General features: G+C 41.0%; 10 protein-coding genes. 1 reads left to right on the top strand and 9 read right to left on the bottom strand.

The features are described from left to right. Nucleotides 1-8: 8 nt before the first annotated feature. From hydA to ACCB35_RS09825, 7 genes are all read right to left on the bottom strand, one after another. Nucleotides 9-1,436 (bottom strand): dihydropyrimidinase, encoded by a 1,428-nt coding sequence (gene hydA, locus ACCB35_RS09855; protein ID WP_374056703.1) that lies wholly within the window; start codon nt 1,434-1,436, stop codon nt 9-11. A gap of 11 nt (nt 1,437-1,447) precedes the next feature. Continuing rightward, on the bottom strand, nt 1,448-2,737 hold the full coding sequence (gene preA / locus ACCB35_RS09850) for an NAD-dependent dihydropyrimidine dehydrogenase subunit PreA (protein ID WP_374056702.1): 1,290 nt from the start codon (nt 2,735-2,737) through the stop codon (nt 1,448-1,450). A gap of 23 nt (nt 2,738-2,760) precedes the next feature. Further along, nucleotides 2,761-4,116, bottom strand: a complete 1,356-nt coding sequence (locus ACCB35_RS09845) for an NAD(P)-dependent oxidoreductase (RefSeq protein ID WP_374056701.1) — start codon at nt 4,114-4,116, stop codon at nt 2,761-2,763. Nucleotides 4,117-4,208: 92 nt separating this feature from the next. Continuing rightward, complete coding sequence (locus ACCB35_RS09840; RefSeq protein WP_044337317.1) at nt 4,209-5,099, bottom strand: nitrilase-related carbon-nitrogen hydrolase; 891 nt, start codon at nt 5,097-5,099, stop codon at nt 4,209-4,211. A 442-nt stretch (nt 5,100-5,541) separates the two neighbouring features. Beyond that, nucleotides 5,542-6,990 (bottom strand): carbon starvation protein A, encoded by a 1,449-nt coding sequence (locus ACCB35_RS09835; protein WP_374056700.1) that lies wholly within the window; start codon nt 6,988-6,990, stop codon nt 5,542-5,544. A gap of 273 nt (nt 6,991-7,263) precedes the next feature. Next, nucleotides 7,264-7,785: an ankyrin repeat domain-containing protein gene (locus ACCB35_RS09830; protein ID WP_374056699.1), complete on the bottom strand. Its 522-nt coding sequence runs from the start codon at nt 7,783-7,785 to the stop codon at nt 7,264-7,266. 98 nt (nt 7,786-7,883) lie between these two features. After that, complete coding sequence (locus ACCB35_RS09825) at nt 7,884-10,052, bottom strand: DNA topoisomerase III (protein ID WP_374056698.1); 2,169 nt, start codon at nt 10,050-10,052, stop codon at nt 7,884-7,886. A gap of 142 nt (nt 10,053-10,194) precedes the next feature. Between ACCB35_RS09825 and ACCB35_RS09820 the strand changes: the two genes are divergently transcribed. Next, nucleotides 10,195-11,184: a YeiH family protein gene (locus tag ACCB35_RS09820; protein ID WP_374056697.1), complete on the top strand. Its 990-nt coding sequence runs from the start codon at nt 10,195-10,197 to the stop codon at nt 11,182-11,184. A gap of 157 nt (nt 11,185-11,341) precedes the next feature. Here the strand turns inward: ACCB35_RS09820 and ACCB35_RS09815 are convergent, their stop codons facing one another. Together ACCB35_RS09815 and ACCB35_RS09810 are read right to left on the bottom strand one after the other, a co-directional pair. After that, nucleotides 11,342-11,878: an outer spore coat protein CotE gene (locus tag ACCB35_RS09815; protein WP_044337322.1), complete on the bottom strand. Its 537-nt coding sequence runs from the start codon at nt 11,876-11,878 to the stop codon at nt 11,342-11,344. A 287-nt stretch (nt 11,879-12,165) separates the two neighbouring features. After that, nucleotides 12,166-12,597: a RicAFT regulatory complex protein RicA family protein gene (locus ACCB35_RS09810; protein WP_044337324.1), complete on the bottom strand. Its 432-nt coding sequence runs from the start codon at nt 12,595-12,597 to the stop codon at nt 12,166-12,168.

The raw sequence follows: 12,597 nt of genomic DNA, 5'->3' as shown, positions 1-12,597 counted from the left end.
TAAAGTTTTTAAGAATTAGAGGATTGAAATGCTTCACTCTCTTCACTTGAAAGAAGCTTACCGTATTTTGCTCTCTTAATATACTTTCCGGTTCCCAGCTTACCGACGAACTGTTTGTCTTTAATGACATATTCACCTCTGGATAATACCGAAACAGGTTCACCTTTTATCTTCATGCCTTCAAAGGGGTTATAATCTGCTGCCATATGATGAGTTTCAGCGCTTATCACTCTCTCAGCATTTGGATCGAAAATGACTACATCAGCATCAGAACCTACTGCAATGGTTCCTTTCTGAGGATAAAGACCAAACAGCTTTGCGCTACGCGTAGACATGATATCAACAAACTGGTTTAAGCTGATACGCCCTTTCTCAACTCCTTCTGAGAATAATATGGATACACGGTCCTCAATAATCGGTCCGCCATTCGGGATTTTAGTGAAATCACCTTTCCCAAGGTCCTTTTGCCCCCTGAAATCAAATGAGCATTGATCAGACCCCAAGGTTTGAAGTTGACCACTTTTCAAGGCATTCCAGAGAACATCTTGATGCCACTTCTCACGAAGGGGCGGCGACCAGACGTATTTAGCTCCCTCAAAATTCGGACGTTCTAAATAGGTTTGATCGAGCACAAGGTACTGAGGACATGTTTCTCCCCAAACATTCAATCCTTTACTTCTTGCTGCTGAAATCTGTTCAACGGCATCAGAGCAAGAAACATGCACAACATATAATTGGGAATCTGCCAATCCGGTTAGTTTAGCCGCCCGGCCAGTCGCTTCCCCCTCCAGTTCAGGAGGTCTAGTCAATGCGTGATAAATTGGTTCCGTTTTCCCTTCCTCCAAAGCCTTTTCTGTTAAATACTCAATAACGTCGCCATTCTCGGCATGTACCATTACGAGCGCCCCTAATTCCTTCGCGGCTATCAAGGTTCTAAAAAGCGTTTCATCGTCTGCCTGGAATACATTTTTATATGCCATAAATACTTTGAATGATGTAATCCCCTCTTTATCCATCACCTCAGGAAGCTGTGATAGAACATCTTGATTGATTTCCCCGATCATTAAATGGAAACTATAATCGATGACTGCTTTATCTTTAGACTTCGCATGCCATGTATCAATTGCACTTTGAAGTGGTTCCCCCTTATTAGTCAGGCAGAAATCAATGAGTGTCGTCGTTCCCCCAAATGCTGCTGCGATAGTTCCACTCTCGAAATCATCCTTTGAAACCGTTCCCCCGAAGGGCATTTCCAGATGAGTATGGGGATCGATCCCTCCAGGGAAAATGTATTTTCCTTTGGCGTCAATTACTTCTGCATTGCTGGTATCAAACCCTTTACCTATGGCTGTGATCTTCCCATTTTGTATAAGTACATCCGCTTTATATGTGTCTGTTGCGGTAACAATGGTTCCATTTTGAATAATTTTATTCATTTCCGTACCTCCTAAAATTTCGCCGCATTTACTTTTGCGCCGGATAGATTCCCCACTACCGATTGACGTTCATTCCATGTCATTGGCATATGGCCACTTGGAACCTCTATCATGTCAATAGCCCCATCAACCGGACATACAATCGAACATAAATTACACCCGACACAATCTTCTTCCCGTACTTTTAGATAGCTGTTTCCATTGGGGTCCTTCAGCATGTCAATGCATTGATGAGACGTATCTTCACAGGCAATATGACACTTATTACAGTTAATACAAACATCTGTATTGATTTTTGCCACAACACTATAATTAAGATCAAGATTTCCCCAATCAGAAAATTTAGGTACTGATTTCCCTACGATGTCCTGGACTGAAGAAATCCCTTTTTCATCTAAATAATTATTTAAGCCATCAAGCATATCCTCGACAATTCTAAAACCGTGATGCATAGCAGCAGTGCAGACCTGAACTCCGGATGCTCCCATAAGCATAAATTCGACGGCATCCTGCCAATTGGATACTCCTCCCATTCCTGAGATAGGAACGTTGATACGTGGATTTCTGGCACATTCGGCAACCATATTCAATGAAATTGGCTTAACTGCAGGTCCACAATAACCTCCATGAGCACCTTTTCCGGCTACATGAGGAATGGTATTCCAGGAATCCAAATCAACACCTGCTAAACTGTTGATTGTATTGATCATACTTACTGCATCCGCTCCACCCCGGACAGCCGCTTCAGCTGTGACGGTAATATCTGTAATGTTTGGTGTAAGTTTTACTATTACAGGTGTCCTGGCCACCTCCTTCGCCCAATGGGTTTGTTTCTCCACTAGTTCAGGTACCTGACCGGACGCAGATCCCATTCCACGTTCAGCCATTCCGTGTGGACATCCGAAATTAAGCTCAAGGCCATCAACACCGACATCTTCAACCTTCTTTACAATTTCATGCCACTTTTCCTGTTTGGGCTCTACCATTAAAGAAGCAATGATGGCATGATTAGGAAATCGTTTTTTCGTTTCGTATATCTCCTTCAGATTCACTTCTAATGGACGATCTGTAATAAGTTCTATATTATTAAATCCGGCTACCCTTTGACCGTTAAAGCTTACCGCTGCGAACCTTGAGGAAACGTTTATAATGGGCTCCCCCAGAGTCTTCCATACCGCTCCGCCCCAACCTGCTTCGAATGCTCTCTGGACCTGGTAACCTGAATTCGTTGGTGGCGCGGACGCTAACCAAAAAGGATTAGGTGATTTTATTCCTGCTAAATCAATGCTTAAATTTGCCATGAGTTTCCCCCCCTGGGACAATCTTAATTCACTTGGACCTTAGCCAATTGTGCATGTATGTGATAAGCGGCAAGTTTGCCTTGCTCTGCTGCCGTAACGACCATCGCCTCTCCTACTCCCTTACCAAAGACAACGTCTCCACAAGCGAAAATCTTTGGATCGGAAGTTTGGAAGGTGTCTCGATTTACCTGTACAACACCGCCTGAATGCTCCAGTCCGAATTGTTCAATAAGCGATAGATGACGAGTTTGGCCAATCGCCTTAATGACTGCGTCCACCGGAAGCACAAACTGTGAGCCTTTGACAGGAACCGGACGTCTTCTTCCATCCTCATCAGGCTCTCCCAACTCCATCTTGATGCATTCGATTCCCGTTACTTTACCCTCTTCATTTCCTATAATTCGCTGAGGTGCCGTAAGCCACCGGAATTCTACTCCATCCTGCTTTGCAAATTCGTATTCAAAATCATAGGCCGTCATTTCTTCTTGTGTTCGTCGGTACAAGATTTTCACATTTCCTGCCCCTAAGCGGACAGAACAGGTAGCTCCATCGATGGCTGTATTTCCCGCCCCTATCACCACCACTTTCTTGCCTACATAGTCTTTCGTCAGCTTGCCACTTTTCGTTGCCTTAACAAATTCAATGGCGTCATGAACCCCTTTTAAATCTTCTCCTTCGATTCTTAAATCAGGAACATGAGACATACCTGCTGCCAGGATGACAAAATCATGATTCTGTATGATTTCATCTGCAGATATGTCTTGACCTACTTTCACGTTGGTTCGAATATCGACATTCAATTTCTTTACCTGCTCCACTTCCCAGAAGGATACGCTCTGGGGAAGGCGGAAAGATACAATCCCATAAGTATTCAAGCCCCCTGCTTCTTTTTCCGCTTCATATATGGTCACTTCATAACCGAAGCGTGCGAGTTCCCTTGCCGCAGATAGGCCGGCCGGCCCCCCTCCGATAATCCCTACTCTGATCCCGTTTGGCGCACCTGCTTCAAATAGCACAGTGTCGTTATGTCTTGCCCAATCTGTTGCATATCGCTGCAGGTCTCCAATCATGATTGGCTTAGTAGAATGATTCAGTACACAGGCACCTTCACACAGCTCTTCTGTAGGACAGACACGTGAGCAGCTCGCACCCACAGGATTTGCAGACATGATTGTTTTTGCCGATCCTTTCAAGTTCCCGGATGCAATCTTTTTAATAAATGAAGGTATATCAATGCTTGTGGGACAAGCCGTTATGCACGGAGCATCATAACAATACAAACATCGATTCGCTTCCTCCACTGCTTCCCTCTTGGTCAATCCCTCATGGGCTTCGAGAAAATTCTTCTCAAGATTGAGTAACGAAAGTGTGTTAGACAAACTGACTTCCCCCTATCCATTTCCTATTATTTTCCATAAACTATTAAACACACCATGGCTGACAATGATGGTCCACCGTCAGCCTCAATTTATTAAGGAAGTAAAGCCGTCATATCGTTATAAGTTTCAGGCCTTCGATCCCGATAGAACTGCCATGTATCCCGAACTTCACGTAATAGCTTCTTATTCATTTCACCAATAATGACCTCATCACTATCTCTGCTCCCAATGGAAACAAAGCTGCCTCTCGGATCTACCAAATAGGACTGTCCGTAAAATTCACCCATATTCCAAGGACCCTCAAAACCAACACGATTAATAGCTCCTAAGTAGTAGCCGTTTGCCACCGCATGGGCTGGCTGCTCAAGCTTCCATAAGTATTCAGATAAACCAGCCACGGTTGCAGATGGATTGAACACAATTTCCGCCCCTTTTAAACCTAATAAGCGGGCACCTTCCGGGAAGTGACGGTCATAGCAAATATACACTCCTACCTTTGCATAAGCAGTATCGAATACCGGATATCCAAGGTTGCCGGGTTTAAAGTAATATTTCTCCCAGAATCCGTAACCTTCCTCTCCAACCCCAACATGTGGAATATGCTGCTTTCTATATTTTCCGAGATAGGATCCATCTGCATCGATGACCGCTGCCGTATTATAGTAAGTAGCTATTCCTTCTCTCTCATAGATTGGTAGAACGATGACGACACTCAGCTCTTTGGCTAACGCCTGAAACTGTTTTGTTGTGGGTCCATTTGGTATTTCTTCAGCAGAGTCATACCATTTTGGATTTTGTTCGGAGCAAAAGTAAGGACCATAGAAGATTTCTTGTAAACAAATGATTTGAGCTCCCTTTTTTGCCGCGTCACGGACCAGTTCCACATGTTTTTTGATCGCTTGCTCTTTATGGACGTCTACCCCTTCACTTCCATCGACATCATGAGAAGCTTGAATAAGTCCAATTTTCACCAAGTCTGACACTTCAATACCCCCTACACAATTAGATTTTATAAAATAGTAAGCGCTTTCATTGTTTTTTGCTCCATTGTTTCACACTTACTAGATTTCACTGGCTGAAATTAAAGTCTGAATTTTAAATATTTTCACTTTATTTTAACTCGTACATTTTCAGAATGCACTATACATTCTGTAACACTAACTTCCTGTATTATTTGTCACTATGTACATTCTTAAAACAGATTGATGCTGTTGTCCGTTTCTCTTAAGGTAGCATACTTATTTTACGAAATTTGTAGAATAATTTGTTATAATCTTTTAAAAATTCAGTTTTCATTCGACAAAAACATCCGCCTTCCCTTTTGATTCATTCAATCTTATTCCCGAGAGTCTATGCAACTGCATTTGAAATTTCCAAATAAAAAACAGCCTTCTCTACTGAAAAGGCTGTTTTTGTCGATAATCGTTATGAATTTACTGAGTTCATCTCTAGTAATTTTTGTCGGCGAGGTTTGTATTTTACTACTTGTCCCACAAACCAAATCAAGACAGCCAACCAAATGACTGAGCCGATTACCATCGCTGTTGAATAGGGCAGACCAAAACCTTCTGGAGCGTAAAAGATATATGAACTCACAACTCCTGTCATAAATAATGCAGGGATGCTGCAAATCCAGTGGAACCTTGCCTGCTGTAATAAATAAATGGCAGCGGTCCACAACATGACGGTTGCTACTACCTGGTTGGACCAGCCTACATATCTCCACAGGAAGGTATAGTCGATTTGAGTAAGTAAAAACGTCGGGATTGCCACAGGAATGACCAACAAGACCGGCAACCATTTCCCTTCTACATCTTTCTTCCGCAGATCTTTCAGTAAATCCGCAAGCATCATTCTAGAGGATCTTAAAGCGGTATCGCCTGTTGTAATTGGAAGGATGATTACACCAAGGACAGCCAGTATTCCACCTAAAGTTCCTAACGTCGTTTTGCTGATCTCATTTACCACTCCAGCAGGTCCGCCTGCGGCCAACGCTTCTTGAAGCCCCGCCGTTCCATTGAAGAATGCCATACCTGCTGCAGCCCAGATCAAGGCGATGATCCCTTCAGCTACCATCGCTCCATAGAATACTTTCCGACCTTCACTTTCTCTTTTTAAGGTTCTGGCTAAGATGGGACTTTGAGTGGAATGGAATCCAGAGATTGCTCCACAAGATACAGTAACCATCAGTAAAGGCCATAGAGGCAGTTCATTTGGATGTAAATTTTCAAATGTTAGATTTGGGACTGGATGCTCAAAGAAGAACAAGCCAATTCCGATCGCCACTGCCATAAAGATAAGGATTGCTCCAAAGAACGGATAAACCTTTCCAATAATCTTATTGATCGGTAAGATAGTCGCAATTAGAAAGTATGTAAAAATAAGGATAAGAGACGTCATAAAATTCAGAGGTGTTACCTCAGCCATTAATTGTGCAGGTCCCGACGTAAAAGCAGCGGCTACGAGAACCATCAACACAATGGATAAAATGTTCATAACGGATTGCACGGGCTTTCCTAAATATTTTCCTACGATAGAAGGAAACTGTGCCCCATTATGCCTAAGTGATAACATTCCTGAAAAGTAATCATGAACTGCTCCAGCAAATAGAGTGCCGATCACGATCCATATAAATGCTACAGGTCCATATAAAGCTCCTAAAATCGCCCCGAAGATCGGACCTAACCCCGCAATGTTTAACAATTGAACCAGGCTCGCTTTCCACCAGCTCATGGGCATATAATCTAAGCCATCTTTCTTTTTGTATGCAGGCGTCACATTGGAATCATCAACACCGAAAATCTTTTCTACCACCTTTGAATAAATGAAATAACCTACTACTAGAATACAGATGGATGCAAGAAATGTTAGCATCACGATGTCCTCCCTTCAGTAAATGAATTTATCGTTTATTCTAATACGATAAACGACAAAAAACAACAGAATTTTCTAAAAATATTATTTTTTTAGAATAAAACAAAATATACCCTTTACACTTAAGGTTGTTAAACCAATAATGTAAGGGATTACATTATTTCAAAAAAATTTTATACCATAATACATATTGAATGATTAGAAAAGACCCTTTTTGAAAAGCGCAAAAATAAAAAACACCCCTTATAAGAGGTGCGTGAAACATACTGGAAGCTACTGTATTTTTCCCTTTGTAAATTCTTCATGAGCCTTTAGAAATTCTTTATTATTCCTTTCCTTGGCAATTTCCAATGGAGTACGATCATTTCCTGACTGTATCTCTTGCCCGTCTCCGTGAGCCAGTAATAGGGATACGATTTCTTCACTTCCGTCGAAAGCAGCAATATGTAAAGGTGTGTGACCAGATGAATCGGCTTGATTTACATTCGCTCCTTGCTTTAGTAAATATTCTACCAGTTCTTTAGAGGCTTTTCCAGCTATTCCTGCATGCAAAGCTGTGTTGGAAGGTATGTAGGAAACTTTCGAATTCGATATGGAATTAATATCCGCACCAAAATTCAACAGAAGCTCGACAATTTCCATATGTCCATAATGTGCAGCCACTCCCAAAGCCGTTAATCCATTTTCATTATCTGCATTACAAAGGTTTGTGTCATTTCTCAAAGACTGTTCCACTGTCACTTTATCACCGGTTTCAATTGCTTTGAAAAATTCTTCAATTGTAAAGGTTGTCATCTCTTCCACCTCGTTTTTTCATAATTACAAATATTCTACCAATTCAAACCGGAAAAAGATAGGGAAGACTCCCAAAATAGGGAGTCTTCCCTATAAAATTACTGATCCAGTTTTAATTTAGCTAAAGCATCTGCTAATGCGGTATTGACAGGCTCTTCCTTCTGTTGTGTTTTCAAATACTTATTTACATCCCTTTTGGTAGCTTTGCTGTTCTTTTCCTTTTTCCTACGATCATTGAACGTTGATAGTTTTTCTCTATGTCCACAAACACAGGTGAACATTTGCCCTTCTCCTTCCCCTCTTAAATCCAAGCGTTTATGGCAGTTGGGGCAGCGGGCATTCGTCTTTTTACTGATATTTTTCCGATGACCGCATTCGCGATCTTGACAAACCAGTTTCTTTCCATGCTTGTTTTTAATCTCCAGCATCAGATTTCCACAATCTGGACATTTCGTACCTGTTAGATTATCATGGGAGAATTTCTTAGTGGAATTCTTGATTTCACTTACTGATTTCTTCGTGTAGTCTTTGATTTCTTTTAAAAATTCCTGTTTATTGAGGGAACCGTTTGCGATTTTCTCAAGTTTTTGCTCCCACTCCGCTGTAAGTGTCGGGGATTGCAGTTCAAGAGGTGCCAACTCCAATAACTGCTTTCCTTTAGATGTAATAAGGATTTCTTTTCCTTTCGGCTCAATCACACCAGAGTTAAAAAGCTTTTCAATGATATCTGCCCTGGTCGCAACTGTCCCCAGTCCACCCGCTTCATGTATGGTATCGAGAAGATCTTTGTTGCTTTCTTTCATGAACTTTTTAGGGTTTTCCATAGCGGATAGAAGTGTTCCTTCATTAAAACGGCTTGGAGGATTTGTTTGTCCTTCTGCTTCTTTCATTGCAAGAACCGAATACGTATCCCCTTCCTCCATTTTTGATAGCAATTGATCTTTTTCTGAATTAAAATCATATACTTCTTTCCAGCCGATTTCTACAATCCGTTTTCCTTTTGTCTGAAAGGTTTCAGCACCAATCGAGGCTACTACAGTCGTTTGTTCATACAGATATGGAGGGTAGAATACGGCTAAAAATCGTTTCACGATTAAATCATAGACCTTTCTTTCACGGTCTTGTAAACGTTGGAGGAAAGGTGTCTCCTCTGTCGGGATAATGGCATGGTGATCCGTCACTTTTTGGTCGTCTACATATGTTTTTGACAGCTGAATAGAGCCCTGCAACGCATTGTGAGCCATCTTGCGATAAGGTTGAACGCTGACTGCTTTCAATCGGTCCTTTAATGTAGAGACCATATCGCTTGATAGATGTCTACTATCTGTTCTTGGATAGGTTACTAATTTATGCTGCTCGTATAATTTCTGCATAATGGAAAGCGTTTCTTTAGCAGAGAAACCAAAGGCCTTATGGGCATCTCTTTGGAGTTCAGTTAAATCGTATAAAGAAGGAGCGTAATTTTTCTTTAGTGATTTTTTCACTGAATGAATAGTGATTTCCTTATGGTCTTTCAATTTTTTCATGACGTCCGTGATTTCTTGTTTAGAGAATGTTTTCGTATCGTTATTTTTAGGGTTTGACCAATTAAACGTACCACGTTCTGTTGTGGCCTGTATGCCATAATAGGGTTGTGGTTTAAAGTTCTTGATTTCTTCTTCCCTCTGAGCAATGATGCTTAGTGTTGGAGTTTGCACACGTCCACAAGATAATTGTGCGTTGTGCTTGGTAGTCAGAGCCCTGGTTGCATTCATTCCCACATACCAATCAGCTTCAGATCTTGCTTGGGCAGCTGCATATAGGTTTTCGTATTTAGTTGCATCTTTCAGATTGTTGAAGCCGTCTTTGATTGCTTTGTCGGTCACAGAGGATATCCATAATCTTTTTAACGGTTTGTTTACCCGGGCTTTTTCAATGATCCAGCGGGCAACGAGCTCCCCTTCCCGGCCGGCATCAGTGGCAATGATAATTTCTTTTACATCCTGACGGTTCATTTGTGCTTTGACTGAACTAAATTGTTTCCCTGTCTTCTTAATGACCACAAGATTGAGGGATGGGGGAAGCATAGGTAAATCCTCAAGGTTCCATGATTTATAGCGTTCATCATAGCTTTCAGGTTCTGCTAATGTGACTAAATGCCCCAGGGCCCAAGTAACAATATATTCGTTTCCTTCCAGGAATCCATTTCCTTTTTTCGTGCACTGAAGTACTCTGGCAATATCTCTACCGACAGATGGCTTTTCTGCCAGGACTAAAATCTTTTTCATGTAAAAAATCCTTTCACAGCTAAAGTTTCAATATCTTTTTTATTTTAACATACAATAAAACGATAGTGCTTTAGAGTTCACGTCTATAATAGGTTGTACTATACTTAGTGATAGTTGATTTTCACAAAGGAGTTATAGGACATTGCATCATGACATACAAAAAGATTCCTTCCTTCCAACAGAAGCTTTGGGCATCTTCATCATTGTTTTAATCAGTTTATTATCTAAAGGTTTAGGGACTCTCTTCCCTCTTATCGGAAGTTTGTTATTTGCGATTTTAATTGGAGTCATTCTTCAGAATGCAACCAGGCTTCCTTCATCATTCAATCCAGGCATACAATTCACCCTGAAGACACTATTGAAAGTGGCCATCGTATTTCTTGGTGTCGGCTTGAGCCTGTATGATATCCTCCATATTGGACAGAGAGCTTTATGGGTTATATTTCTTTCGGTTTCCGTTGGAATTACTGTGACGTATTTCATTGGCAAATGGCTTCGTATCGACAAACGGTTAAGCTTGTTGATAGGAATCGGTACCAGTATTTGCGGGGCAACCGCCATTTCAGCCGTGAAAGGAATTATCGGGGCGAAAGAAAATGAAACCGCCTATGCTTTATCGACGATTGTATTCTTTAATTTAATTGCTTTTATTACCTATCCTATCATTGGCTACCTGCTTCATATGTCAGAATTATCGTTTGGTATATGGGCAGGCACCGCTGTACATGACACATCCTCAGCAATTGCTGTGGGGTATGCCTTCGGGGATGAAGCGGGAGAGGTTGCAACTACGGTAAAGCTTGCCCGTACTTTATTCTTGATTCCTGTCATGTTTTGTTTACCTTTTATTTTGAGAACGAGAAAAGAAGGTGAATCTCAATACAAGAAGGTATTCCCTTGGTTTATTTTCTTATTTTTGGGAATGTCTTTACTCCATACATTTGGTTTAATTCCTGTAGCGATTGAATCAATCTTGGAGATTTCGTCAAAATTCATGATCATCATGGTAATGGCAGCAGTGGGTCTTCAAGTGAGAATAAAGGACATCACCCAGTTAGGATTCAAGCCCCTCCTGACCGGCTTAATTGCCTCTATTACATGTGCTTTTATCAGTTTATTTCTCATTCTATAATGGAAAAACCAATCACCCTAACAAGTGATTGGTTTTATTACGAAAAAAAGAGCATCTAGAGAGATGCCCCCTGTATTATTTCCCATCCATAATGAGATAAATTGTCTTAGACTGTGAAGAAGAAAAAACTAGGAAGAGGCCGTCTTCCTAGTAAATGCTATTCTTCGTCTCCTTCTAAGAAGTCTGGATCTAACTCTTCAAATTCTTCATCATCTAAGTCACAATCCCAGTCTTCATCGTCACAACCTTCAGGATTTACAAGGACACATACTTTCGTTTCTCCTATAACTTCCACTAGGAATTCACGTTCAACGTGAACAATGATATTGTTACCGTTTGGTGAAATGACCGCTTCGCAGCAATTCGGCTGTTGCAGTACTCGAGCACATACTTCAATATCATCTAAGCAATCAGGATCACGGTATTTCAGTTTAATGCAATCTGTATACTGTACTCTCTCTGTTACAACGGATGTCTTTGTGTTGTCACTGTGAGAGTACCATACGTTGATCTCGTAATAACCGTGAATTTCAACCTTCTTGCCTACTTTGTGTGCTTCATACTGATGATTAATGATCCAGCAGCCTAAAATGCTCGATGGATTATGCGGCGGGCTAATCGTATGATGAGACTGTGTGAATTTACGTCCCTTCGCTACGACCGCTTTAGTAATAATCTCTCTATATTCTGCCATTCGAGCGAACCTCCTCATTCATTTTCAATTCATCTTATGCGACTATCTAGGTGTTTGTGCGAGTAAATTTAATTACATAATGGGATTGTTGCGAGATAATGTATTGTATGCGAATACCCATTGAATGTTCCGGAATGCACGATCTCCCTCCATAGAAAATATCGTGAACTCAACGATTACGAAAATGGCAGCATCAGCAAAAGAGCATGCAAAAAAACGATCTCTGCATAAAAGGGAGATTCCTTTAAGCAGAGATCGTTTTTGTAATGTCATTATTTTTTCTTCTATTAAGAACAGCTTCCAGGCGTCGAGTTTTTCACTTGTGATCCAGTTTCTCCACGTAGTAAGTCTCCCCCGGTGGTTTCGATGATATGATCTGTCACATTATTTGAAATGACGGACGCAACAATTTGAAGTAAATCATTTACATCTGTTTGTGACTCTTTAAATTGTTGTACCACCGGAATGGCATCGATTTCCTTTTCCAGGTTTTCAATTTTTGCTTCAACCATTTTTAGAGCTTCTATTTTTCCATAATGCTGAAAGTTCACAGCCTGCTTTTGTAAACTCTTAATACTCGCAATCATTTCACGTACTTTTTGATTTTCATGAATCTGTGCTTCAGCACGTTTAAAGAAATCCACTTCTTCTGTTTCAGCAATCATTGTTGCCAGCTCTTCCGCTCGTTTCATAATATCGTCTTTAGTATACTTTGCCAT

The organism is Rossellomorea sp. FM04394, assembly GCF_041889765.1.
In the GTDB taxonomy this organism is placed as follows: domain Bacteria; phylum Bacillota; class Bacilli; order Bacillales; family Bacillaceae_B; genus Rossellomorea; species Rossellomorea aquimaris_B.
This window is presented reverse-complemented; position numbering and strand designations above follow the sequence as displayed.

Coding starts and splice junctions, on each gene's coding strand:
- hydA (WP_374056703.1), bottom strand. CDS start 1,436: ATGAATAAAATTATTCAAAATGGAACCATTGTTACCGCAACAGACACA.
- preA (WP_374056702.1), bottom strand. CDS start 2,737: ATGGCAAATTTAAGCATTGATTTAGCAGGAATAAAATCACCTAATCCT.
- ACCB35_RS09835 (WP_374056700.1), bottom strand. CDS start 6,990: ATGCTAACATTTCTTGCATCCATCTGTATTCTAGTAGTAGGTTATTTC.
- ACCB35_RS09830 (WP_374056699.1), bottom strand. CDS start 7,785: ATGACAACCTTTACAATTGAAGAATTTTTCAAAGCAATTGAAACCGGT.
- ACCB35_RS09825 (WP_374056698.1), bottom strand. CDS start 10,052: ATGAAAAAGATTTTAGTCCTGGCAGAAAAGCCATCTGTCGGTAGAGAT.
- ACCB35_RS09815 (WP_044337322.1), bottom strand. CDS start 11,878: ATGGCAGAATATAGAGAGATTATTACTAAAGCGGTCGTAGCGAAGGGA.
- ACCB35_RS09810 (WP_044337324.1), bottom strand. CDS start 12,597: ATGGCAAAGTATACTAAAGACGATATTATGAAACGAGCGGAAGAGCTG.